This window comes from Pseudolactococcus chungangensis CAU 28 = DSM 22330, assembly GCF_002441885.1.
In the GTDB taxonomy this organism is placed as follows: Bacteria; Bacillota; Bacilli; order Lactobacillales; family Streptococcaceae; genus Pseudolactococcus; species Pseudolactococcus chungangensis.
Map to the genome: position 1 here is coordinate 14,974 of NZ_JXJT01000001.1, position 26,002 is coordinate 40,975.

25 protein-coding genes, 1 pseudogene and 1 other annotated feature are annotated in these 26,002 nt (G+C 38.0%); of the genes and pseudogenes, 24 read left to right on the forward strand and 2 right to left on the reverse strand.

Going from position 1 to position 26,002, the window contains the following annotated elements; genetic code table 11:
• Positions 1-8: 8 nt before the first annotated feature.
• The 19 genes and pseudogenes from RR45_RS00085 to pepT all read left to right on the forward strand — a co-directional run bounded on the left by RR45_RS00085 (position 9) and on the right by pepT (position 16,569).
• A complete protein-coding gene (locus RR45_RS00085) occupies positions 9-284 on the forward strand; it encodes a hypothetical protein (protein WP_072353557.1) in 276 nt (91 codons plus the stop codon).
• Positions 285-290: 6 nt separating this feature from the next.
• Entirely contained in the window at positions 291-605 is a 315-nt protein-coding gene (locus RR45_RS00090) for a hypothetical protein (RefSeq protein WP_031366331.1), read from the forward strand.
• Positions 602-1,852, forward strand: a complete 1,251-nt coding sequence (locus tag RR45_RS00095; protein WP_072353521.1) for a hypothetical protein — start codon at positions 602-604, stop codon at positions 1,850-1,852. The genes RR45_RS00090 and RR45_RS00095 overlap by 4 nt, the downstream gene beginning before the upstream one ends.
• 11 nt (positions 1,853-1,863) lie before the next feature.
• Positions 1,864-2,253: an EexN family lipoprotein gene (locus RR45_RS00100; protein ID WP_072353522.1), complete on the forward strand. Its 390-nt coding sequence runs from the start codon at positions 1,864-1,866 to the stop codon at positions 2,251-2,253.
• A gap of 1 nt (position 2,254) precedes the next feature.
• Positions 2,255-2,689, forward strand: a complete 435-nt coding sequence (locus RR45_RS00105) for a hypothetical protein (protein ID WP_031366328.1) — start codon at positions 2,255-2,257, stop codon at positions 2,687-2,689.
• A gap of 65 nt (positions 2,690-2,754) precedes the next feature.
• A complete protein-coding gene (locus RR45_RS00110; RefSeq protein WP_096823122.1) occupies positions 2,755-3,093 on the forward strand; it encodes a hypothetical protein in 339 nt (112 codons plus the stop codon).
• Positions 3,094-3,493: 400 nt separating this feature from the next.
• Positions 3,494-3,644, forward strand: a pseudogene (locus tag RR45_RS11395) (triacylglycerol lipase); the annotation flags it as partial.
• Positions 3,645-3,721: 77 nt separating this feature from the next.
• A complete protein-coding gene (locus tag RR45_RS00120; RefSeq protein WP_096823122.1) occupies positions 3,722-4,060 on the forward strand; it encodes a hypothetical protein in 339 nt (112 codons plus the stop codon).
• Entirely contained in the window at positions 4,053-4,559 is a 507-nt protein-coding gene (locus tag RR45_RS00125) for a hypothetical protein (protein WP_031366326.1), read from the forward strand. Before RR45_RS00120 ends, RR45_RS00125 begins: the two co-directional genes overlap by 8 nt.
• A gap of 43 nt (positions 4,560-4,602) precedes the next feature.
• Positions 4,603-4,905 carry a hypothetical protein gene (locus RR45_RS00130; RefSeq protein WP_244148291.1) on the forward strand — a complete coding sequence of 101 codons (303 nt, stop codon included), beginning with the start codon at positions 4,603-4,605 and terminating at the stop codon, positions 4,903-4,905.
• 23 nt (positions 4,906-4,928) lie between these two features.
• A complete protein-coding gene (locus tag RR45_RS00135) occupies positions 4,929-6,626 on the forward strand; it encodes a hypothetical protein (RefSeq protein WP_072353523.1) in 1,698 nt (565 codons plus the stop codon).
• Between the two features lie 22 nt (positions 6,627-6,648).
• Complete coding sequence (gene esaA / locus RR45_RS00140) at positions 6,649-9,417, forward strand: type VII secretion protein EsaA (RefSeq protein ID WP_072353524.1); 2,769 nt, start codon at positions 6,649-6,651, stop codon at positions 9,415-9,417.
• 161 nt (positions 9,418-9,578) lie between these two features.
• Positions 9,579-9,986 carry a hypothetical protein gene (locus RR45_RS00145; RefSeq protein WP_031366322.1) on the forward strand — a complete coding sequence of 136 codons (408 nt, stop codon included), beginning with the start codon at positions 9,579-9,581 and terminating at the stop codon, positions 9,984-9,986.
• Between the two features lie 25 nt (positions 9,987-10,011).
• Positions 10,012-11,103 (forward strand): DUF5105 domain-containing protein, encoded by a 1,092-nt coding sequence (locus RR45_RS00150; RefSeq protein ID WP_072353525.1) that lies wholly within the window; start codon positions 10,012-10,014, stop codon positions 11,101-11,103.
• Positions 11,104-11,256: 153 nt separating this feature from the next.
• Positions 11,257-13,788, forward strand: a complete 2,532-nt coding sequence (locus RR45_RS00155) for a M1 family metallopeptidase (RefSeq protein WP_031366320.1) — start codon at positions 11,257-11,259, stop codon at positions 13,786-13,788.
• Between the two features lie 188 nt (positions 13,789-13,976).
• Positions 13,977-14,049, forward strand: a sequence feature (ribosomal protein L21 leader region).
• Positions 14,050-14,068: 19 nt separating this feature from the next.
• Positions 14,069-14,380, forward strand: coding sequence for a 50S ribosomal protein L21 (gene rplU / locus RR45_RS00160; protein ID WP_031366319.1), 312 nt, complete (start codon positions 14,069-14,071; stop codon positions 14,378-14,380).
• 18 nt (positions 14,381-14,398) lie between these two features.
• A complete protein-coding gene (locus RR45_RS00165) occupies positions 14,399-14,737 on the forward strand; it encodes a ribosomal-processing cysteine protease Prp (protein ID WP_031366318.1) in 339 nt (112 codons plus the stop codon).
• A 158-nt stretch (positions 14,738-14,895) separates the two neighbouring features.
• A complete protein-coding gene (gene rpmA / locus RR45_RS00170) occupies positions 14,896-15,186 on the forward strand; it encodes a 50S ribosomal protein L27 (RefSeq protein ID WP_003137946.1) in 291 nt (96 codons plus the stop codon).
• 150 nt (positions 15,187-15,336) lie between these two features.
• Complete coding sequence (gene pepT / locus RR45_RS00175) at positions 15,337-16,569, forward strand: peptidase T (protein WP_031366317.1); 1,233 nt, start codon at positions 15,337-15,339, stop codon at positions 16,567-16,569.
• 62 nt (positions 16,570-16,631) lie between these two features.
• On the opposite strand, the gene RR45_RS00180 is transcribed toward pepT, so the two are convergent.
• Positions 16,632-17,066 carry a universal stress protein gene (locus RR45_RS00180; protein ID WP_031366316.1) on the reverse strand — a complete coding sequence of 145 codons (435 nt, stop codon included), beginning with the start codon at positions 17,064-17,066 and terminating at the stop codon, positions 16,632-16,634.
• Between the two features lie 227 nt (positions 17,067-17,293).
• On the opposite strand from RR45_RS00180, the gene RR45_RS00185 reads away from it, so the two are divergent.
• From RR45_RS00185 to RR45_RS00205, 5 genes are all read left to right on the forward strand, one after another.
• Entirely contained in the window at positions 17,294-17,590 is a 297-nt protein-coding gene (locus RR45_RS00185) for a hypothetical protein (RefSeq protein WP_072353526.1), read from the forward strand.
• A gap of 149 nt (positions 17,591-17,739) precedes the next feature.
• The gene (locus tag RR45_RS00190; protein ID WP_031366314.1) at positions 17,740-19,785 is read left to right on the forward strand and encodes a cation:proton antiporter; all 2,046 of its coding nucleotides are present in this window, start codon (positions 17,740-17,742) and stop codon (positions 19,783-19,785) included.
• 146 nt (positions 19,786-19,931) lie between these two features.
• Positions 19,932-21,074 (forward strand): cysteine desulfurase family protein, encoded by a 1,143-nt coding sequence (locus RR45_RS00195; protein ID WP_031366313.1) that lies wholly within the window; start codon positions 19,932-19,934, stop codon positions 21,072-21,074.
• An 88-nt stretch (positions 21,075-21,162) separates the two neighbouring features.
• Positions 21,163-22,386, forward strand: a complete 1,224-nt coding sequence (thiI, locus tag RR45_RS00200) for a tRNA uracil 4-sulfurtransferase ThiI (RefSeq protein WP_031366312.1) — start codon at positions 21,163-21,165, stop codon at positions 22,384-22,386.
• Between the two features lie 16 nt (positions 22,387-22,402).
• Entirely contained in the window at positions 22,403-23,812 is a 1,410-nt protein-coding gene (locus tag RR45_RS00205) for an MFS transporter (protein ID WP_031366311.1), read from the forward strand.
• Between the two features lie 398 nt (positions 23,813-24,210).
• Here RR45_RS00205 and tyrS read toward each other — a convergent pair whose 3' ends face one another.
• On the reverse strand, positions 24,211-25,464 hold the full coding sequence (tyrS, locus tag RR45_RS00210; RefSeq protein ID WP_031366310.1) for a tyrosine--tRNA ligase: 1,254 nt from the start codon (positions 25,462-25,464) through the stop codon (positions 24,211-24,213).
• Positions 25,465-26,002 lie beyond the last annotated feature (538 nt).

A 26,002-nucleotide genomic window follows, 5' to 3' on the forward strand; every position in this document is an offset into this window, starting at 1 on the left:
ATTCATTTATGGACGAGTTCGATGTAATTAATGTTGAAGCGAATAAAGAAAGAGAACGTAAACTGATTAGAGAACTACTAGAAACAAAATCAAGTCGAATTCCGACAATCAAAAATAGTTCTACGAAACAATTGGACGAGTTATCTGAAGCAATGTACGATAAAACAAAAAGTAAAATTCCAAATGATATTGATGGAGCGCTAGAAGGAAAGGCAGCAAAAGCAGGTCAAGATTTTCTAGGTGAGATTTCAAAACCAATGTTGAGAAGTGCAGTGAAAGGGTGATGAACTGTGGATGAAAAAACAAGAAAACGCCGAGCATTAGAAGAAGAATTCATCGATGAAAAGAAAAAAATAAACAATGGGATTGAAACCATCAATGAAAAAATGAACGAATTTCGCCGAGAGAATAATCAGCTAATGGAGAAGTTTATTTACTATACCAAAAATGATGATGTCAATCTCAATAAAGTGGAAGGACAATTGAGAGCCATTGAAGAAGAATTTTATCATGAGGCGAATAAAAGGATTTTTAAGTTAGAAGAAGTTGCGAGTGAGTTAAATAGAGAGTACGAAAAATCTTTGTTGGAATTGGATAAGCAATGAAACGAAAAATAATAATATTTAGTTTGGTATTAACTTCTCTAATTCTAATATTTTTTTCAATGTCTCATACCCCAGTGATAGAAAAAAGTGATGATCAAAAATTCATAATAAAAAATGAATCTGTCATCAAGAGCATCTTATGGGAAAAATTCGACGAAAAAAGAGAAAAAATAAAATCACTTGATATACTTGAATCGACCATTGAAGGATATTTTGATAATGGAGGGGATATTTCTGGTAATTATCATATTCGTTTTCTGGCAATTGCAAATAAAGATGAAAATAAAGTTATTAACGTAGAAATTAATTTTCCAAATGCCCAAATAGCTCCCTTCACTTTTACTAAACCAAATCCATATAAAAAGAAAATGGATATGACATTCTCTAAAGAAACTATTGATGCTTCTGTGGAGGATAAAGAGGCAGAGAATAGAATGGATTCATGGTGGAATTTTGTTCCTGAAGTTTGGGCTGAAAATTATGCAGGCGACTCTTATGATGAGCACTCCGCATCACACAAAACTATTGAAAAAATTTATGCAGTTCATCGTCAAAATATTATAAACTATCTAGCAAAAATAAATAATATTTCTTCCAATGAAGTGATTGAAGAAGATGTTGAAAGGTTGCATGTCAATAGTCAATCCAAAAATCAATTTGAATTAGCTGTAAACTATTTAAACAAAAAAGACAGCAATAAGAATATTTCTATGGTTTTTACTTTAAATAGGGAAAATTTATCGGATATATTTTTACCTATTCAAGGAAGAATAGGTAATGAAAAAGAACAGATTTCATTTTCAGCTCAAAAAGATATACACGTAGAAGAAATACGGAATATGCAAAAAGAAGTTGAGTCATATCAGGAATTGAAGGAAAAAGAAGATAAAAAGCTTGCTGAAGAGAATGAAACGGCAGAAAAAGAAATTTTCGAAAAATATAATGAAAAGTGTCAAGAGTTTGTTAAAAAAGAAAAAATAACGGGTGAAAACGTATCAGGTAAAGGTACGACAGAGCTAAGATATAAAAAAGTTGAATACGAGGGAACTTATAAATTTTCTGTCTTTTATGAATCGTTTTTTGTAATGGGGAATCAGAGTCGTAGTTTAGATTTGGTCTATGAAGTACAAGTGACGTTAACGGATGAAAATCTTAAAAATACCGACCTTCCAATTGAAGTAAAGCTTTTTACTCATTACAATGGGCGTACGCTTGATGGATTATCCTCAAAAATTTCTTTAGATTAAGAGGTCGTTAAATGAAAAAAGTAATTATCTTTTTAATGATAGTTTTAGTAATTTTTACCTTAGGAGGTTGTCAAATGGAAACGAAATACAAAACTCAAGAAGAACAAATCGAATTTTTGAAAAAACATGAAAGTCAAATGACGGAGTATGTTAAATCGTTTAATAAAACAATTCAAACAGTTGAATTTGATTGGAATGCTACTGACACTGGAGTTGTAGGAAATGGAACACCGCAGGGAGGAGGCGTGGTTATCAGGGTTTCTGGGTATGTAAATGATGATCCTAAATTAGGATTTTATATAGCTGTGAATTCAACATTAGAGTCAACAAGTTCTTTTGAACCAGAGCAAGATATATATTTTCTTAGTAATGGAGTGGCTTATTTAAGACAAGGAGAGTAGTATGTCAAATTTAAAACAATATAGTGAATTATTTGCTGATTTAGCTCAAAGTGCGTACACAAATAGACCAAATAATTTCGCAGAGTATAAAACATGGAATCCTGAACAAAGAGAACAAGAACACTATGGCTCAGCAATTCTTTTTGAATTTTCAAAGCGGTCTGGAGGTTCTAACCTAGGAGAAAAAGGGAAGGTCTATCTCCAACAAGATTCAACAGGAATTTTAACAGATGAAAAAGCAGGATATAATTCGTATTTTGTGACGGATCAATCTACGGTAAGAGACTCTAAAGAAACTTACTTTGTCACTCGGGGGAGTGATGGTATCTCCGTAGAAAATCTAAATGATTGGGTAAACAATAATGCCAATTTTACGTTGTTCAATTCCTATATCCCACAAGCAAAATTAGCTGAAAAAGCAATGGAGGCAGTGTGAAGAAACAGTTATTTATTTTTAGTTTATTGATGTTAGTGATGGTTAATATATTAGGAGGGTGTAAAATGGCAGATAAAAAAAATGTCACAACGAAAGAAGAGCAGATTGAATTTTTGAAAGAACATGAACAAGAGATGACGGAGTATGTTAAATCTAAAAATACAAAAATCACTAGTGTGCAATGGGATTGGGAAAGTATAGAGATACAAATCGTTACTCCCAATGCTGGTGGGATACCAGCAGGTTCAAAATATAAGAAATTAAGCATTGACGGAGGGTTTAACGAAATTAATGACTCAAATTTTCTGTTAAGCTTTGTAATGAGCGATAATAACCAACCGGAAATAGAAAGTATGTATATCCAACAAACGTTTAGGGTAGGAGGGAAAATATTTAATGGCTAATTTGACAAATTTTAATGATATTTTTTCTAGTTTGGCTGAAAGTGCTTATAGTGGCAACAGACCCAATCCTTTTCCTATTGAAGATTTAAATAAAAAGCAGAAAGAAAATTTAAATAAAGGAAAATCAGTGGAGTTTGAATTTTCACAGGAAGCAACGGTATCTTATAAAGTTGATGGGAAATGGGTAACAGAGACTACTAAAGGCGGCACCAACCTACCAAATGGTGGCAAAGTTTACCTCCAACAAGATTCAACAGGAATTTTAACAGATGAAAAAGCAGGATATAATTCGTATTTTGTGACGGATCAATCCACGGTAAAAGACTCTAAAGAAACCTACTTTGTCACTCGGGGAAGTGATGGTATGTCCGTAGAAAATCTAAATGATTGGGTAAACAANTACGGTAAGAGACTCTAAAGAAACTTACTTTGTCACTCGGGGGAGTGATGGTATCTCCGTAGAAAATCTAAATGATTGGGTAAACAATAATGCCAATTTTACGTTGTTCAATTCCTATATCCCACAAGCAAAATTAGCTGAAAAAGCAATGGAGGCAGTGTGAAGAAACAGTTATTTATTTTTAGTTTATTGATGTTAGTGATGGTTAATATATTAGGAGGGTGTAAAATGGCAGATAAAAAAAATGTCACAACGAAAGAAGAGCAGATTGAATTTTTGAAAGAACATGAACAAGAGATGACGGAGTATGTTAAATCTAAAAATACAAAAATCACTAGTGTGCAATGGGATTGGGAAAGTATAGAGATACAAATCGTTACTCCCAATGCTGGTGGGATACCAGCAGGTTCAAAATATAAGAAATTAAGCATTGACGGAGGGTTTAACGAAATTAATGACTCAAATTTTCTGTTAAGCTTTGTAATGAGCGATAATAACCAACCGGAAATAGAAAGTATGTATATCCAACAAACGTTTAGGGTAGGAGGGAAAATATTTAATGGCTAATTTGACAAATTTTAATGATATTTTTTCTAGTTTGGCTGAAAGTGCTTATAGTGGCAACAGACCCAATCCTTTTCCTATTGAAGATTTAAATAAAAAGCAGAAAGAAAATTTAAATAAAGGAAAATCAGTGGAGTTTGAATTTTCACAGGAAGCAACGGTATCTTATAAAGTTGATGGGAAATGGGTAACAGAGACTACTAAAGGCGGCACCAACCTACCAAATGGTGGCAAAGTTTACCTCCAACAAGATTCAACAGGAATTTTAACAGATGAAAAAGCAGGATATAATTCGTATTTTGTGACGGATCAATCCACGGTAAAAGACTCTAAAGAAACCTACTTTGTCACTCGGGGAAGTGATGGTATGTCCGTAGAAAATCTAAATGATTGGGTAAACAATAATGCCAATTTTACGTTGTTCAATGCTTATATCCCACAAGCAAAATTAGCTGAAAAAGCAATGGAGGTAGTATGTGAAGAAACAGTTATTTATTATTAGTTTACTGATGTTAGTGATGGTTAATATATTAGGAGGGTGTAAAATGGCAGATAAAAAAAATGTCACAACGAAAGAAGAGCAGATTGAATTTTTGAAAAAACACGAAAGTCAGATAACTGAATATGTCAAAAATAAAAGCAATGCAATTGAGGAAGTTCAATATGATTGGGATAGTGTGTCCATTAGCGATAGTGGAGCGTTTACAAAAAAAGGATTTAATATTAGAGTAATTACCTATAATAAATACAAAGAAAAGATTAATGGATATAGTTTTTTTATAATCCCAAAACCTGATGTTGACAAGCCTGAACGGATTGATTCGATTACAGGTCTTAATTTTCCGTAAATTTTTATGATGAGGAAGACAGAATGACAAATTTAAAAAATTTCAATGATATGTACGCTAATTTAGCTGAAAGTGCGTATAATAATAGACCCAATCCATTCACACAAGAACAACTTAATGATAAACAAAAAGATAATTTAAATGAAGGGAAGGCTGTATTATTTGATTTTAGTAAAGATGCCTATGATAGGGACGAAAATCTTACTAAAGGTGGCATCAATCTACCAAATGACGGAAAAGTTTACCTCCAACCAGATAAAACCGTTACAAAACAGGTCACGAATACTATTCAAACGCCTAGACCAAACGGAGGATATAATACAGAAAAAGTTACATCCACTTTTGAAACAAATTTGTCTCAAGATAAGTTCACAGGTTTTAATTCCTATTTTGTCACAGATAACTCAAGTATTAACGAGTCTAAAGAAACTTATTTTGTAACTCGTGGGAGTGATAGCTATGAAAGTCTCCATGATTTGCAAACCGACTGGATAAGAAATAATGGTACGTTCACGTTGTTTGACTCTTATATTCCACAGGCAAAAGTTGCAACAAAGGCAATGAATGCTAGGGTCGCTGAACTTCCAGATGGAGCAGTAATGAATGTAACAGGTCATTCGCTTGGTACAATGGTTTCTATTCAAGCGGTAGCGAATTTACCAGCAGGGGACATCAATAAAATTGGCCGAGTGGTATTGTTTCAAGGTCCTGATGCACGTTCAAGTATTGAAAAAATGTCCGCACAGGCAAGAAAAAACATTGAAACGTTAGAGGCGCAAGGAAAGATTGATTATTACGTGAATCCCTTTGACATCGTTTCAATGTTGAATCGTAATAAAAAAGGTGTAGACGAAATTGGAAATGTTCATTATTTGATGCCTATTTCTGGAACAAGCACTTTTCAGATGGATGCTCCCTGTGGCTCTAGTCATGACTTTGGACAATATCAATTTAATAAAGATGGTAGCATCAAAGAAGCCAATGTGAAAGATAATCCAGAGATTTTTGAGGCAGGAATTCGAGTATCACGATTGATTGATGAAACATTAGAACAAGTAACAAAAGCCGCGCCTAAACTTGGTAGCCAAACGCTAACAACAATTTTAGGACTACTGGGAAGTGCGGCAACACGTAATCCAATTAGCGCGATCGTTGCAGCTGCTAATGGTTATTTGACTTATGAACAAGCGAAAAAAATATATGATGATTTTTCTAAGAAATATAATGGTATTATTGCTGATACCGCTAAACAAATGAAAAGAAATGATAAAATTTCTAATCTGAAAAATCAAATTTCTCGCAGTTCAGGTGGACAAAAAGTAAAACTTCGTGCAGAACTTGCGGGAGCTGTCTCAGAAGAAGCAAAAAGCTATGGTCGAGAATATGAGGAGCTTGTAAAGAATTGTCAACAAGAAACAGAAGATGAAATTGACCGACTTGTTCAAGCAGTTTTTGAAGGAGCCCATGGTTTAGCATTCCGTCTTCCTTATTATGAGGTAGATGCAATGATTCAAAGTTTCCAAAAAGATAATCTTTGGGACAATTCACAAGCTGAAGATAATTTAAAAATAGCGAAAAAATATAAAGAAAAACTTGATAAATTTAGCGATGCTTTGAAGAATGTTTCAAATAATATCCAGTCTTATGACGGTCAGGCAGGTAAAAGTTTGTTTAACGAGAAACCTAAGACTGTACTTCAGCCATGGGATTTACATTTTTAAAACAGAAAGGAGTAGCAACTAAATGAAGAAAAAACCAACTCTCACGGACAAACTGAATAACTACTATCGTAGGCTACAACTTATTGCAGGTATTTCTTTGTTTGTTGTGCTGTCTGCGTTGGTTGTTATTCTTGTCTCTCTCAATCAAAAACCGCAAGAAAAAGTCAAAGCGAAAACGCCAACGATTGCCCTTGTCAATGAGGATAGTCCTTCCCAATTTAACAATCAAGACTACAATTTTGGGAAGAATTTCATTGACTTGGTGTCCAATGACAACAAGTATAATTGGCAAGTGGTTTCCCGTTCTGTTGCGGATAAAGCCTATTCAGACGGCTCGATCGACGGAGTCATCTATCTCCCTCAGACTTTCTCAAAGGATTTGTTGACGTTACAGGACATTGAACCGACCCAAGCAGATGTTGCGTATAAAATTCAACCACAGGCAGATGAACTATCTGAAAAGTTGCTTCAAGACAAAATCACGTCTGCCTTATATGATTTCAACCAAAATGTCGTCAAAATGTATTACGCCAGTGTCGCAGGCAATATTGCTGAAGCCGAAAACCAGATGAATGCCACAGTTGGCAAACAGGAAAATTTGGTTTCAACTTTATCTCATCAAGTGCATCAACCCTTTCAATCTAGTATGCCCAATTATGCGAGTTTTATTTCTGGGACAACTAGTTTGAAAGGCATCAATCAAGCGAATGTTGCCATGCAAAATAGTTTTACTGATAGTACTAAAAATTTGATGAAACAAACTGGCGAGAGTTTTTCAAATCAATTGCCACAGATCACCAACTATTTTGAGACACAAAAGAGAATCGCTAGTATCAATGTAGCCAATGCAAACATTGGGATAGCGAATCAAGCTGATAGCGACCAAGTCTTTTATTATAAACAATTTGATGTCTTGAACACAGATATTGTCAATGGTCTAAGTGATTTCTATCAAAAAGACACGGTGGGTGCTGAAACAGGTCAGCTGGTCGATTTGAGGCAGAAAGTCACGGATTATAATACATTGACTGAAGATGTTAAAGAGGATATTTCAAATCAAATCACAACGCTGACAAATAAGCGAGATGAATTACTTGGACTTGAAAATGATTTGTATCACCAGTTTTTGGCACAGAGTATAACTGCGACAACAGATAATTTTGATAGTTTCGCAAATTTACAAACACTTGATAATTCAAGAATGGCATTGGCTATTAAACTTCAGACATCTCTTGGTAAACATGACAATTTGACTGGGAGTGCCTATTTAACTAAACTTCAAAATCTCATTAGTAGTCTATCTTTGACCGACTCTGATTATAAATTAGATGACTTAGTGGCAAATGGTACCATTGATAATATTACGAGAACGAAGTATAAAGAAGAACTACAAGTGATACGGCAATATGCGACTGAGTTCGGTTTGAGTAATGGTGCAGTGACATTGGGAGATAGCCCAACCGCAGATACGGTTACTCAAACCTTGACACGAAACATCAAGATAACAGTGCCGGCAGGAACTACCTATAAATCTTCAAAATTTCCTTCCGAAGTGAGCGTTAACCCTATTTCTGCAACAGGAATAACAGTCAATGCAGATAATAGTGTTGTATTAGATAATCCGCACCCAATAAATCCAGATGGGACAACAGGAACTGGGAGTCCGACAACTTTTGAATGTCAACTGGCTGTGGCATTGAGTGATAAAAAGTCATATAATTTTACGACGACTTGGAAGAACCAAATCAATGAAACTTTATCAACGACAACTGATACTTTCGCTTTAATACCCAAGGAAAGCACGACAAGTTACAATCAATATGTTGTGGATAATTTCCAAACTATAACAGATTTACTTGGGAAAATTGACAGCACAGCAAGTATGATTGCAACACTTTTCTCAAGTCCTGGAGCTGATTACACGAGCTTACTTTCGGCAACAAGTAAGGCTGATTTTCAGAATGCGAGCCCAAGTTCCATTTTTAATATGTACGGTAATATGGATTTATCGACACTTTCGGATCGTTTAAGTGATCAAGGTGTTCAAGATTTTTTGACGATGGGACAAAATGATTTGAATAAAGTCATTCAGACCATAGAGGAGTTGAACAGTTCCATTTCGGCATTGCAAAATGATGTATCAACTTTACAGAATCATCTCCCTGAGAACTACTTCACAGATAATTTAGCTACATTGACAACTTGGTATACGAAAACTGTGTCAAAAATTGATGAGACCTACAAAAATTGGCAACAACAAAATGCAACCCCGCTTCAAGTAGTGGAGTGGAATAAGTATGATAGTACTAAAACTGAACTCTACATGGAGATAAGTAACTCGCTCTATGAACAATTTCAAACTCTAGTGACAACAACTGAAAAATCTATGGCAACAATTGCAGAAAGTTCAACCGTTGTTAAAGATAACGCCACACAATTTGAGGAGTTGGTGAATCAAGCAATCAGTACGCAAAAAGATGCACAAAATCTCCTTGCGAATACGGATAATTTGGTATCTACTGGTAATCAAGGTGTTGATGAGTCGAAAGGATTCTTTGGAGATTTCTCAAAAACACTTGCCAATACGAGAACCAAAGGTGTGAATACACAAGGTATTTATGATTTCTTCGCCACACCGATTGCGACAAGTAATGCCACACCAAAGCAAAACTTGGTAGTCAATACAAAGCAATCTTTTGATGTACGCCCTCTCGTTATTTTTAGCATTGGATTAGTAGCAGGTATTTTTGCAATGATTGTGGGACAGCTTGTCTTGCACAAAAAGAAATAAGCAGTCCAAAAGTGCTGATGGTGGGGATATTTTCTTTCATCAGTGACATTTTCAATCAAGCATTGATGTGGTGGTAAGCAAGCATGAAAGCAATTGCCTCAACGGCTTTTGTGTTTGAAATGGTAATGGATGAGGCATAGAAAAAAATTAATGGAGAAAAAATGACAAATAAGCAACACGCTTTAGTGGGAAATATTCTAGCAACACTATCTTTTTTGATGACAGCTTATACAACGTTATCGCTTAATCTCAATTCAGCTGATACAGTGGTATCTTCAGCTTTTACGGTAGGCATCTTTATTGGTCTTAGTTTTAATTTTATCTTGCATGTCTTGACTTGGATTGCCTATGTGAGGATTGGTAAGACAGGTGATAAAGGCTGGAAAATATTCTTACTGGTTATTGCTATTATCTGGATATTGGGAGCGGTATTTGGGATATTAGGAGGTTTCATAATGGGTGTCGGTGGTATTGAGTTGCTCGGAGCTCTATCACAACTGGCTGGTAGTATCTTCTTGATTATCGCTTTCGCCTTAAAACCTCAAAATATCACTATTTCTAATGGTTGATATGAAAAAATAGAAGAGTATATTAATGAAAAAGAAAATAGGAATAATAGTTTTGGCTTTGACATCCGCATTGTTAATGATGGGGTGTGGTGCGAATGGTGCGAAGAAAGAGACCAAAGATGGCTCAAAAGCAAGTGCAGCGAAAGCGGTAGGACTGGAAGTTAATCTTAAAAATGGATATGTTGCACTTTCTGAGAAAAAAGAGATGAGTGACGATACAGAATACCTCGCACTTGAGGTCAATGTTAAAAATACGAGTGACAAGAAAATTTATTTAAGTGACGAGAACTTTGCTTTGTACCAAAAAGGTGATGACGAGAAAATAAAACCTGAAAGAACGTATGACTTTGCGATATCTTACGATTATAAAGACACTTTGTTTACAGAACTTTCAGAGGGGAAAAGCACAACAGGCACAATTGTGTTTGAAGTTAAAAAAGGCAAAACATATAAATTAGCCGTATCAAAAACATCACCTAGCCTCGCACAAAAAGAAAAAGATATTGAGATTTCAGTTGATTTGAAAAAATATGATAAAACAACATCTAATTTCACAGAAGCTGAGAACGCCTTGGCAGCCTATATTGATGTTGTGTTCCTAAATAAAGCAAATGCTGCTTATGGAAAATTGGTATCAACTGGTAAAGATGAAGCTATTGAGACAGCTAAAAAAGCGTTTGTCAAAAATTTTAAAGACAGTTTTATGGATTTTAGACCAAGTGATGAACAAGCAAGTGCGGCATATGATCAATTTCGTGAGGCGCAAGCCAAACGTTCATCTTATAAACTGACAATCATAGGTTTTTATGATAATAAAGCGCTGGTTAATGTTAAGTTGAATGCCTTATCTAGGGAAAACATTCGTCGCCTTATCGGTGATTATGAGAGTGCTTATTTTGATACGACAGATGATTATGATTACAAAAAAGCAGAAGAAGATGCCTATAATAAATATAAGGAAATTCTGGATAAATCAGACTTAGTAGAATCAAATGATAAACTCAATATCGTGATGAGCAAAAAAGATGGCAAATGGGACATCAAGATGAAAAATGTTGATGCACCGCAAAATGAATATCTTCTCCAAAGTTATATCGGAGATGTAATGGATTATTAAGCTTTAAAAACACTCTTTAGAGTGCCAACTCTAAGGAGCATTTTTTAGTTTGTTAGTGTTGTCTAAAAAAGTATGAGACTAATCTCAAATTTTTACAAGAGCAGTCTTTTTTGATATAATGATATAGAATAATGGATGATAGCGGAGATGAACATGAGCGAATTTAAGCATTTATACGATGATTTTAAACCAGAAAATTATAAAATTTTTCTGGATGTTAACCGAGAAACAAAAAGGTTCAAAGGTCAAGTCACTGTAACAGGTGAGAGTCTGACGACTAATCTCGCATTTCACCAAAAAGATTTAGAGATGACATCAGTTATCGTCAATGGTCAAGCAGTCGATTTCAGCTTGGATGAACCATCAGAAACGGTAAGTTTTAAGGCCTCTGAGCTAGGTCAAATGACAATTGACTTCACATACTCTGCAGCTTTGACTGACAATATGACTGGTATTTACCCATCATACTACGATGCTGATGGTGAGAAAAAACAATTAGTCGGTACACAATTTGAGACGCATTTTGCCCGTCAAGCCTTCCCGTCGATTGATGAACCAGCGGCTAAAGCGACCTTTGACTTATCAGTGAAATTTGACGAAAAAGAAGGCGAAGAAATTGTTTCAAATATGCCAGAAATTTCAAATGAAAATGGTGTACATACCTTTGATACAACGGTTAAGATGTCATCTTACCTTTTGGCTTTCGTCTTTGGCGATATGCAGTCAAAACTTGGTGAAACGAAAAATGGGACTCAAGTTGGTGTTTTTGCAACCAAAGCTCATAAAGCCCAAGCGCTCGATTTTCCTTTAGATATCGCGATTCGTGTTATCGAATTTTACGAGGATTATTTCAAAGTCGCCTATCCATTGCCACATTCATGGCATATCGGTCTGCCTGACTTTTCAGCAGGCGCGATGGAAAACTGGGGTGCCATCACTTATCGTGAAGTCGCTTTGCTTGCTGATCCAGATAACTCGACGCTTGCTAGCCGCCAATACGTGGCGCTTGTCATCGCGCATGAACTTGCACACCAATGGTTTGGTGACTTAGTGACAATGGAGTGGTGGGATGACCTCTGGTTGAACGAATCATTCGCTAACATGATGGAATACGTTGCCATTGATGCGATTGAACCTGATTGGCACATCTGGGAGCAGTTCTCAGTATCTGAAGCTCCTATGGCGCTTAATCGAGATGCTATCGACGGCGTGCAATCAGTCCATGTTGCAGTTAACCACCCTGACGAAATTAACACACTTTTTGACGGTGCGATTGTTTATGCTAAAGGTGCTCGTCTCATGGTCATGCTCCGAAAATGGCTCGGCGACACTGATTTCTCAGCAGGCCTTCATGCATATTTTGAAGTGCATCAGTATGGCAATACCGTTGGTCGTGATTTGTGGGATGCTTTGTCAGCAGCATCAAGCCGTGATGTTTCAGCCTTTATGACATCGTGGATTGAGCAGCCCGGCTACCCAGTACTAAGCGTGTCCGTAGAAAATGATGAACTCGTTTTACGCCAACAACAATTCTTTACAGGTGAGGGTGTGGATCAAGGTCGTCTATGGCAAATTCCGCTTAACACGAACTGGACTGGTCTGCCTGATGTTTTATCAGAAGCAGAAGTTAGAATTCCAGGTTTTGCGGTTTTGTCAGCTGAAAATGTCGGCAAACCACTCCTCTTTAATGCGCAAAATGCCGCGCACTATTTGGTTAAATACGATGCAGCATTGACTGAAAAAGTAACTGCAGCAGTCCCAACTTTTGATACGATTACAAAAGTTCAACTCATCCAATCTGCCTTGAAATTAGCAGAAGGTGGCTTATCTGACTACGCTGACTTGGTCAATTTGCTTGCGACATTTGATAATGAACCGTCAAACGTTGTCAACTTGGCGATGTCCCAAGCGCTCAATGCTTTGAAAATTTTCATTGACGAAGATACTGATTCAGAAGTCAACTTTAAGAAATTTGTTGCCCGTTTGTTTGACAAACAATATAACCGTTTAGGTTGGGCTAAAGTTGCTGGTGAATCATTCAATGATGAGCAATTACGTGCTTTACCAATTTCATGGGAAGTCTACGCTGAAAACGCGGATGCTGTTGCACAATCATCAGAGGTATTTAGCCAACACGCTACTGATATTCACAGTATTCCAGCTGATATCAGACAAGTTGTCCTGAAAAATGAAATCGTTGAAAACGAAACAGATGAATTAGTTCAAAAGTACTTCGATGCTTATGCTAAAACGACTGATCAAACCTTCCAACGTGAGTTGAATGTTGCCGTGTCTAGCACGAAGAAAATGCCAACAGTCGACACCATCATCTCACAATATCGCAACACTGATTTGGTAAAACCACAAGATTTACGTTTCTGGTTCTCATCACTTGTCAGCCGCGACTTTTCACAGGCTGCTGCCTTCGATTGGTTAGTTGAAAATTGGGATTGGGTGCAAGAAAAGCTAGGCGGAGATATGGCGTCTGGTGACTTTATCAAAGTCATAGGTAATAGTTTTGATACAGAAGCAAAATTGCAAGCCTTTATTAACTTCACAGAACCATTCAAAAATGAACCAGCCTTTAAACGAATTATCGAAATGGCCAAAACACAAATTGCTGCTAAGATTGCCTTGTTAGCTGATCAAAAAGCAAAAGTTGTGGCTTTGTTTGAAACGATTTAAGGGTAAGAACATCATTTAAAGCACTCTGAATACAGTGTGCTTTTTTTGTTTCAAATCAGATTAAGCTTTAAGTAAGCACATCAAGCAAATGAGGCATTCATCTTGTTTGTTTTTATTTATTAAAATACTTGCCAAGCTCAGTTATTTTTGGTATAATTATAACGTTGTCTTTGTGAGTTTCATAGCTTTCAAGAGTACAACCGCACGAAGTTAGGTTTAAGCGAAGTCATTCCACCTACCAAGGCGAGTCTAACATATTATATAAGGAGGAAACACGCAAATGACTTATGCAATCGTAAAAACTGGCGGGAAACAAGTCAAAGTTGAAGTAGGACAAGCAATCTACGTTGAGAAATTGGACGTTGAAGCTGGCGCTACTGTAACTTTTGACGAAGTTGTACTTGTTGGCGGTGAAAAAACTGTGATTGGGGCGCCATTCGTATCTGGTGCAACTGTCGTCGCAGAAGTTGAGAAACAAGGTAAACAAAAGAAAGTTGTCACTTTCAAATACAAACCTAAAAAACACTCACACCGTAAACAAGGTCACCGTCAACCGTATACAAAAGTTGTCATCAAAGAAATCAACGCTTAATCGCGACAGTTTAATCAGATGATCAACATCAAGTTTAGTCGAAAAGATGATCAGATTACACGCTTTGTGATTACAGGCCATGCCTTTAATGGTCAAACGGCGCATGACATTGTTTGTGCTGGCGTTTCAAGTCTTGCAATCACAACGGTCAACTCCCTAGAGACAATTGCTCATTTTCAACCTCTGGTTGAAGTGGATGAAGTTGAAGGTGGTTTTCTCGATTGTGAAATCTTGTCTGATTTATCCGACAAACAAGCTGAAATTGCTCAGATATTGCTGCTAAACTTCGAAAATGGTGTTAAAGCCATTGCCGAGGAGGCAGAATATAGCAGTTTCATCCAAGTTACCTCAAGGTAATCTACTAAGTGAACTGTTTGGGTTAGATTTTGAAACCATAAGTATGAAAATCGGTCGTTCAAAAACCGAACGATTGAATCAACGATTTCCTGACTTATGATTCAAAATCTAAGCGAACTCAAACAGTATCCTACATTAAATCAAGGAGGAAAAACCCTATGTTGAAAATGAATCTATCGTTGTTCGCCCACAAAAAAGGTGGTGGTTCAACTTCCAATGGTCGTGATTCACAATCTAAACGTCTTGGCTCTAAAGCTGCTGATGGACAAACTGTGACTGGCGGATCAATCCTTTACCGTCAACGCGGTACTAAAATCCATCCAGGTGAAAACGTTGGCCGTGGTGGTGACGATACACTTTTCGCTAAAATCGAAGGCGTTGTAAAATTCGAACGTTTCGGTCGCGACAAGAAGAAAGTATCTGTTTACCCAGTTGCTAAGAAAGCTTAAAAACTGCGACGAGCTTAAGTGAGAAAGCAAAAGAAACTGCGACGAGCCTAGGCGAGAAAGCAAAAAAGCTTAAAAATAAAAACTTTCGACTCTAGGGTTGAAAGTTTTTTCATGTGACAGGGGTTGAATACCCAAGAAATGAGGAAAATGATGATAGAAAATGAGATGTTAGATCGTTTTTTACGTTATGTAAGAATTAATACACGCTCTGATGAGACAAGTACAACAGTTCCAACGACACAATCACAAGTTGCGTTTACAGCCATGTTGGCAGACGAAATGCGTGAAATTGGCTTAGAGAATGTCCATTATTTAGAAAGCAATGGCTATGTCATTGGGACAATTCCAGCGACGACAGCTAAACCAGTCCGTAAAATGGGTTGGATTGCGCATGTGGATACAGCTGATTTTAATGCGGATGGGATTAATCCACAAATCGTCGAAAACTATGATGGTAACCCGATCCAACTTGGGACAAGCGGTTATGCACTGGATGCCAAAGACTTCCCTAATCTAGCTAACTACAAAGGTCAAACCTTGATCACAACAGATGGCACAACCTTGCTTGGGGCTGATGATAAGGCTGGTATTGCTGAAATTATGACAGCTGCTGATTTCTTAATGCAACACCCTGAGATTGAACATGGTGAAATTCGTGTTGGTTTCGGACCGGACGAAGAGATTGGTACGGGTGCCGATTTATTTGATGTCGCTGATTTCGATGTTGACTTTGCCTACACCATTGATGGTGGCCCACTAGGTGAGTTGGAATACGAAACCTTTAATGCTGCGTCAGCTGTGATCACAATTGCTGGTCGTAATGTTCACCCAGGAACAGCGAAAAATCAAATGATTAACGCCCTTCAACTGGCCAATGATTACCACAATCAATTGCCAGAAACAGCCCGTCCAGAACTGACTGATGGGCGTCAAGGTTTCTATCATTTGGCAAGTTTGACAGGTTCTCCAGAAGCAGCTACGATGACTTATATCATTCGCGACCATCACCGGACGAATTTCGAGAAAATGAAGTCAGAACTTTTAACAATTGCTGAAAAAATGAACGAGAGTTATGATGAGGACCGTGTCAATGTTGTCTTGAAAGATCAATATTACAACATGGCTGAAGTGATTGAGAAAGATATGTCTATTGTCGCACTAGCTGAAACTGCGATGAAAAACCTGGGCATCACACCTAAGATTGAACCTGTCCGTGGTGGGACAGATGGCTCTAAAATTTCATTTATGGGCATTCCAACGCCGAATATTTTTGCGGGTGGTGAAAATATGCACGGTCGTTTTGAGTTCGTGAGCGTGCAAACCATGCTGGCAGCTGTTGATACAATCATTGAGATTGCTAAATTAAACAGCACACAACTTTAATTGTGAGTATCTGTGCCTATCTATCAAAAAATCAGAGCTCTTTTCGAGTTCTGATTTCATTTTTAACGGACGATTAAGATATCGCATTTGGCATGGGTAACGATGTATTGAGCAACTGATCCAATGAATAGTCGTTCAATGTAGCTCAAGCCTGTCGCACCAATCGTAATTAAGTCAACGTTTTCTTCTTTAGGGAGTGTCGTAGACATCATAATCTTAGGAGAACCAAATTCGACTCGGGTCTTGACTTTACTAATACCGGCTTTTTTCGCCTCTTCAGCGAAATCAGCAATGAGTTGTTCCGCTCCTTTTTTGGTGTCCTCAGCTACCATTGTGTCGTAGGTTGAGATGCTCTGAAAAGCACGCAAGTCGATAATATTAACGAGTAGAAGTTCTGCATCGTTTCGTTTTGCGACAGCGATTGCGCGGTCCAAAGCATTAGCAGATTCAACGGATCCGTCAATCCCCACCATAATTTTGTTATATTCTTGAAGCATAGCTTTTCCTCCATTCATGATGCTCTAGGGTATTTTGACGCGGCATTCGTGCCAAAACTGGGCAGAAAGTAGTCGTGCCCTCTACTTTTATTATATGCTCATTTGGTAAAAAAGTAAAAGAAAAACTTGTCTTATATGATTTGAAAGGCTCAGGTCTTTTGGCGTTGGCGTGTATGGGGCATTTGTGCTATAATAAGCCTTATCAATTAATCATATGGAGAGAAGAAATGAAAAAGTTGTCTGATGATGAATTTGAACAAAAAATTCAACATATGCGCGAGCTTTATTTAGAAAATCATGATAAAAGTGAATTAAAGACTGCTATGGCAGCTAAATTATCATTTTTAGATCACTTTCGTAGTCGAGATAATCAAAAAGCACGTTTGCGTCGACAATTATCAGAATTAGAAATTAAACGATGTCGGGCGACTTTGGATAAGAAATCTGCCCAAAAATTTGACCAGAAGTTAGCCATGAAAAAAGCTTTATTCAAACAATTATTGGATGAGAAAAATGATAATTAATGGTAGTTTTTAAGTGCTGTTAAAAACCATAATATAAGATGGAGTGGCCAATTAATGCGCCATACCTAAATAGGAGGAGTTATAAGCACTCTCAACAATGAGATCAAGCATCTGTGACAAGTTAGAAAGCGAAAGGAGAGCATACACGGTTGATTCATACGGTATTTTATGTCATCATATTTTTTGTTGCATTAATTGTTTCTAATGTCATCAATAAGGTATTCCCTAAACTTCCACTACCTCTCATTCAAGTTGTCTTTGGTCTGATTTTAGGTGTACTTGGAGCAGGAGATGTCTTACGCCTAAATTCTGAGCTTTTTCTGGCCTTTGTTATTGGTCCCCTTTTGTTTAGAGAAGGAGAAGAAGCTGACGTGAAAGGGATTGTCAAACATGGACGTACGGTAACACTGCTTGTATTCCCTGTTGTCTTTGTGACAACCCTTATCGTCGGGATTATCGGTCATAATTTTTATGCTGCCATTCCTTTAACCGCCTGTTTTGCCCTTGGTGCCAGCTTAGGACCAACCGATGCAGTAGCGGTGAGTTCGCTCTCTGAGCGTTTCGATTTTCCAAAACGAATCATTGCCGTCTTAAAAGGCGAAGGTCTTTTTAATGACGCATCTGGTATTATCGCCTTTCAGTTTGCCATATTAGCGTTAACTACAGGAGAGTTTTCTCTTGGGAAAGCTGTTGGCAGCTTAGCACTGTCAGCCATTGGGGGAGCGCTAGTTGGTTTTCTAGTGGCTTGGTTAAATCAAACTGTTCTGACCCTGATGGAAGATGTCGCGGCGCAGGATGTCACGGGCTATCTGATGTTAGAGATTGTGCTCCCTCTATTGGCATTTTTCCTAGCAGAAGAATTTCATGTTTCAGGAATTATTGCTGTTGTTGTGGCAGGTGTCATGCAGGCAAGTGGTTTCAAAAAAATTACTTTGTTCGATGCTCAGGTTGAAAGTGTTTCAAAAACAGTCTGGGATGCTGTGACGTTTATTTTGAACTCCATTGTCTTTTTATTTCTAGGTATTGAATTACAACAAATCATGACACCAATCATCAGTAATGCCTATTATGATAATTTTAGGTTATTATTCACTGTTTTAGTGTTAACCGCAGCTTTGTTTATCATGCGTTATGTGATTTTAAGTGTCTATTATGCCGTAATTGCTAAAAAGCGTCATCAAAAATTTTCCCGTTATGTTGATGATATTTTACTTCTGACCTTTTCTGGTGTTAAGGGGACAGTATCTGTTGCGACAATCTTATTACTACCAGAAGCCGTTGCTCAGAAGTATTCCTTGCTTATCTTTCTTGCGGCATCAGTAACAGTTGTCAGTTTCTTAACTGGTATTTTGGTGCTACCAATCATCGCGCCTAAAAAAGAAGAAAAGGTTGATAATGTCTCAAAAATTGCTATTTTAACTAGTGTCGTTGAACAGCTTGAGCAAGAATCAGTAAAAGGTCGAAATAAACTCGGCTATATTGCAACGATTGATAACTATCAAGCGAGAATTCGGAAATTGATTATTAATCAAGAATCAGCGACAATGACCGCCGAGTTTAATGACTTACAGCTTTTGATTCTTCGACTTGAAAATGAAGGTCTGGAAAATGCATTCCGAAATAATGACATTACGATTAAAACTTATCGGATTTACCAAAGATATTTGAAAGAGCTAGAACGCTCAATTGTTCATAGATTTGTTTCAAGTTTAGCCTTCGCAGTTGCCATTTTTATACGGGCGATTCGCTTGGTTTTGAGTAATATTTTACATACTAATATTCATTTTAATCGAAAAAAAATACAAAAATTGGTTGGCGATTCTAAAACGGAAATTCGTGACCTTTACTTCAATAATACAAGTCTTATTTTAGATGCCCTAGAGAGTTTGGAGGGGGTCTATAATACTGACTTGATTAATTATCTACAATCAGAACGCTTGCGTGCGTCAGAGCAAGTGGCAACGGGCGGTTTCATCACCCGAATCATTACCAAGGCGCGGCCTAATAATTTAGATGAGATGATGCGAGGCTATTATTTAGAACGCAAATTAATCTTTGAATATGAGGCACAAGGCTTGCTAACAGCGAGAGAAGCCAAAGTGATGCGAAAAAATGTCAACGCCCTCGAAAACTATTCAATGACTGACAATCATTCCAACTTGCTCTATGATTTCCTAGAGTATACACCAAAATAAAAACTGCGAACTCGCAGTTATTTTCAAGTTCAAAATATGATAGTGAAAGCAGTATGACGTAGCACAAACTTCTGCGCTTGTGCAGGTTCGTCAATTATCTATTTTTCTACAGAAGTTAACTTGAAGTTCTAATAAAAGGAAGAAACATGATATATTTTGATAATTCAGCGACAACAGCGATTGACCCCACCGTCCTGAAAACATATACAGACGTTACCACAAAAATAATGGGTAATCCGTCTAGCTTGCATAATTTAGGGACAGTTGCTGGGCGAATGCTAGAGGCATCTCGCAAACAAATTGCCGACCTACTCGGCAAATCAGCATCGGAAATTTACTTTACCTCAGGCGGTACAGAAGGTGACAACTGGATCCTAAAGGGTGTGGCATTTGAAAAACGTGTCTATGGAAACCATATCATCGTCTCAAGTGTTGAGCATCCTGCGGTCAAAGCATCAGCCGAATGGCTTGCGACACAAGGCTTTGAAGTGGATTTTGCCCCTGTTGATAGCCATGGTTTTGTCAAACTTGATGCCTTAGCAGCTTTAATCAAAAAAGAGACGATTTTAGTCTCAGTTATGGCTGTTAATAACGAGATTGGCACCATTGAGCCAATTCATCAGATTGCGGACTTGTTAGCGGATAAACCAACGATTTCTTTTCATGTGGATGCGGTACAGGCTGTTGGTAAGTTAGATGTGTCGGAGTTTTTGCCTGAACGTGTTGATTTTGCAACTTTTTCAGCGCATAAGTTTCATGGTCCTCGCGGTGTTGGTTTTGTCTATATTAAAAAAGGTAAAAAACTGCAACCCTTATTAACAGGTGGTGGTCAAGAAAATAATCAACGCTCAACGACGGAAAATGTGGCGGGTATTGCAGCGACAGCTAAGGCTTTACGTATGGTGCTGACAGATTCAGAGGCTAAACTTACGAAATTGGCGGCGATGAAAGAAGTCTTATTGACGGCACTGGCTGAATATTCGGATGTTGTCGTCTTTAGTCAGCGAGATAACTTTGTACCTCATATCATTACTTTTGGACTCAAAGGTGTCCGTGGTGAAGTGTTAGTACATGGGTTTGAAGCACATGAGATTTACATATCAACGACAAGTGCCTGCTCGTCTAAGGTGGGTCTAGCGTCTAGTACCTTAACAGCGATGCACGTGTCACCTAAACTTGCGACATCCGCTGTTCGCATTTCCTTAGACGAGACCAATAACATGGTAGAAATCGAGCAATTTTTGACGATTTTCAAACAACTCCATGCCAAATTCCAAAAAATACAATAAAATATAGAGATACTTTTTCGCTAGGTAGGTGAGGGTATCGGGCATCTTTCGCTAGTGTTAGGCGAGGGATTTTAAATAGAAAGTGACTATGACAAATTTAAATTATTCAGAAATTATGGTTCGCTACGGTGAGCTGTCGACTAAGGGCAAAAATCGGATGCGTTTTATCAGTCGTTTGGCTCAAAATATCCGAGAGGTTTTGACAGAATTTCCGACGATTTCGGTTAAGGGTGAGCGAGACCGTGCGCATATCTATCTTAATGGTGCAGCCTATGCGCCTTTGGCTGAGAAATTAGTCAAGGTGTTTGGTATTCAGAATTTTTCGCCTGCGATTAAAGTGGACAAAAATATGCCAGCAATTGAAGCAGCAGTGGCAACCTTGATGAAAAATGTGTATCAAGAAGGCATGACGTTTAAAATTACGGCTAAGCGTTCTGACCATGATTTTGAGTTAGATAGTACAGAGTTAAATCGTGAGTTGGGGCATACGGTTATTATGGCAGTGCCACATGCGAAAGTACAGATGAAAAAGCCTGATATTGATTTACGGGTTGAAATTCGTCCTGACTTCGCTTATCTGAGCTATGAAACGATTAAAGGTGCGGGCGGCTTACCTGTCGGTACTGCTGGTAAAGGGATGCTGATGTTGTCTGGTGGGATTGACTCGCCAGTTGCGGGCTATTTAGCGCTTAAACGTGGCGTTGAAATTGAGGCGGTTCATTTTGCTAGCCCACCTTATACGAGTCCTGGTGCGCTCAAAAAAGCAAAAGACTTAGCCAGTAAGTTAACAGTTTTTGGCGGTGATATTCAATTTATCGAAGTGCCATTTACTGAGATTCAAGAAGAAATCAAAGAAAAAGTACCGATGCCTTATTTGATGACAGTAACGCGTCGTTTCATGATGCGTATCGTTGATGAGATTCGGGCTCGTCGTCATGGTCAAGTCATCATCAATGGTGAAAGTCTAGGTCAAGTGGCTAGCCAAACACTAGGCTCAATGACAGCTATCAATGCAGTCACTACAACGCCAGTCATTCGACCAGTTGTGACTATGGATAAATTAGAAATTATCGAATTAGCTGAGAAGATTGATACGTTTAATATTTCGATTCAACCCTTCGAAGATTGTTGTACGATTTTTGCACCACCACAACCTAAGACCAACCCTAAGCTCGAAAATGCTGAAAAATTTGAAGCGCGTATGGCTATTGATGATTTGGTACAACGAGCGGTTGACGGCATAATGGTCAGCCAAATTACTGGTGAGGCACAAGTCGATGATTTAGAAGTAGTTATTCAAGATTTATTATAGAAAAGGGAAGTTGCCTATGTTTAGTAAAGGAAAATTTCCAGGGCTATTAGCACTTGGTATTTTTACGTTTATGTCAACCCTTGATGGGTCAATTGTTAACATTGCCCTGCCAAGTATGGCACGTGAAATGCACCTTGATATGGGGCAAGTGACTTGGTCAGTGACCATTTATTTAGTCGTTATATCAGGTTTAATTCTGTTATTTGGTAGACTTGGTGACTTAGTTGGAAAAACAAAAATTTTTAGCATTGGTAGTTTGATTTTCACCCTAGGCTCACTACTCGCAGGGATTAATCTAGGACTACATTTTCTACTCTTTTCAAGGATTGTACAAGCTGTTGGGGCATCTATGACCATGTCTAATAGTTTTGGGATTACTAGTCAACTCTTTGAGCCGACTTTGAGAGCTAGAGCTATGAGTATCATGTCTATGTTTGTGAGTTTAGGGGCAATTGCAGGTCCTGCAATCGGCGGCTTTATCTTACAGTTTGCGAGTTGGTCGTACATCTTCTGGATTAATGTACCTTTAGGCGTCGTTGCCTATCTCATTGGTAGAAAAGCCTTGCCGGAAGATCCTGGCTCAGGTAGTGTGAAAGATGCCGATTTACTTGGGGCAACACAGATGTTTCTAACGATTGTCGCGTTCTTCATCGCAGTCAGTCTAGGACAAGCTCAAGGTTTCATGACGCTGTCGGTCATCCTAAGTTTTGCTGCCATGATTGCACTTTTTGCTTGGTTTATTCATACAGAAAAAACAGTCGAAAAACCTTTGCTGAACCTCAATATTTTCAGCAGTAAACTCTTTAGTATGAGCGTTTTGACGAGCATGACAATGTTCACAGCGGGTAGTTTTGTCAACATCATCATGCCATTCTATCTGCAAGATTATAGAGGTGCTGCCGCTGGTTTTGCAGGAATGGTGATGATGGCCTATCCTGTGGGAATGTTCATTTTTAGTCCGATTGCGGGTGTTTTGTCAGATAAATTTGATAAAGAAATCATCACTTTCTTTGCCATCTCTGGTGTATTGATTGTGCAGCTGGGCTATCTCATGATTGGTAAGCTGACAGTTTTGCCAGTTGTAATGCTGATCTTGTTCTGTCATGGTGGCAGTGTCGGCTTTTTCCAAAGTCCTAACAATGCTTTGGTCATGTCAACGGTGGAAACGAAGTATCTGGGAATTGCAGGATCAGTCAATGCCTTGGGACGAAACCTTGGCTTTGTATTAGGAACAACCTTAGCGACAACGGTTTTATTTGTTGCCATGTCCAATCAAATCGGTCACCGTGTTTCGGGTTATGTCAAATCACAGCCTGAGGTCTTTCTCCACGGTATGCACATTGCCTTTTATGTGGCTTTAGCACTGATTGTATTTGCTTGGAGCTTGTCAGGTTATCGTTTACTCACACGGAAAAAATCTGCTTGATCAATGAGAAAGTTGAAAACTATCAGATTTGATGCGTATTGTTCCAGTCTATTTTTTATTTGATTAGAAAAGTGGTTAACCTCTTGATTGGTATCCTATTAGTTGCTTTGGTTAGCTTGCTTTCTTGGTTCAAATTTGGAAAGAAGTTTGCGAAAAACATGAAATAACAGCTTAAACAAGTCTAGAAAAGCAGACTGAGAGAAAGCTCAAAAAGAGAAAATTGGGGCTGTGATAAAAGTCTTGAAAACAGAAAAACGCTTGAACCTTGTTTGTAAAAAAACTTGGTTTCATGCGTTTTTTTTGTATTTCAGAATCAGGTAACCTTAACTCCTAGACTCTTCTTTTATTGTTTGTCTCCACTTTTTCTATGTATGTTTAGTGGAGGTTGGTTATACCGATCAGTAATTCACAATCGTGTATTTTTTCTTACCACGGCGAATCACCGTGAGTTCGCCTTCAAGTTTATCCGCATCAGTCAACATATAATCAAGCTCAGTTTGACGTTCCCCATTGAGGTAAATCGCGCCATTGGTAATGTCTTCACGCGCTTGACGACGACTTGGAGAGATTTTGGCATCAACAAGTAGATTAACCAAGTTACCATCAAAATCACTGGCAACTGTATAGCTAGGCACATCTTTCAAGCCAGCTTTGATGTCTTTGACTGATAAGGCTTTGATATGACCTGCAAAAAGTTGCTCTGAGATATTCACTGCTTGCGCATAGGCAGCTTCGCCGTGAACCAAAGTCACGACTTCTTTAGCTAATGTTTTTTGAGCTAAACGTTCATGTGGTGCAGCCTCAAACGCTTTGGCAATGGTATCAATCTCATCAAGGGATAAGAAAGTAAAGATTTTCAAGAATTTCACAGCGTCGGCATCAGCGATATTGAGCCAGAATTGGTAAAATTCATAGGGTGATGTTTTATCGGCATCAAGCCAGACGGCATTGCCCTCAGACTTTCCGAATTTTTTACCGGTTGAATCGGTGATCAGCGGTACTGTAATGACATGGGTTTCATTACCTGACTTTTTACGAATTAAATCAGTCCCAGCTACCATGTTTCCCCATTGGTCAGAGCCACCGATTTGGAGGTTAACCCCGTGACTTTCATTGAGTTGGTAGAAATCATAGCCTTGGAGAATTTGGTAGGCAAACTCAGTATATGAAATGCCGGTTTCAATTCTTTTTTTGACAGATTCCTTGCTCATCATGTAGTTGATGGTGTAGTACTTGCCGACATCACGCAAAAATTCAAGGACGTTCATGTTGGCGAACCAGTCGTAGTTATTGACCACGATGGCAGCGTTTTCGCCCTCAAAACTTAGAAAACGTGATAACTGTTGCTTAATCGACTTAGACCACTCTGCCACGGTGTCAGTGGTTTGGAGTGAGCGCTCAGCATCTTTAAATGACGGGTCGCCAATCATTCCAGTCGCCCCACCAACGAGTGCCACAGGATGATGCCCAGCAAGCTGCAAGCGACGCATATTTAGGATAGGCACCAAATGCCCCAAATGGAGCGAATCTGCAGTTGGGTCATAACCCGTGTAAAAGCTAACAGAAGTTTCTGTCAAGGCTTTGACTAGCGCTGATTCATCTGTCGTTTGAAAAATCAAACCACGTGCTTTGAGTTCTTCGAAGATATTCATGTTCAATCGTCCTTACTTTAGAGGTTGTCCTTACTTGCTGCCGGTACATGGTAGCAGATAATACTTTATATGTGTTATTTTATTATACTGATTTGAGTATAATGTATCGTGACATAGCCACAGAGGATAAAGTGTTAAAAATACCATATTGAAAGCTGGGCAGACATAGTGTCACCTCAATTAGCTAAATTTTTATAAATTAAGTCTATTATATCAAAAAAATCAAGATATTTTAAGGCGTGAGTCTATATTTTAACAGATATCGTCGGTGATTTACTAAATTAAAACTTGTCGGATAAGTATCTGAAATGCCTGATCTGATACTGAGTTTACGAAAGTGTAAGTCAAAGCTACTAATTGATTAGTTTTTGGATTTGTCAGATTTTATTTATGCCTATACCAGCTATCTTGCTAACCTCTAAGGTAGAGCTGATTAATTCTATCTTTGGGACTTTATTTTTAGGTCGATATGCCATGTGGGTGTATGATGGCTAGTCAAGATATGACATTTATCATCAAATGGATTTTTTATATTCTC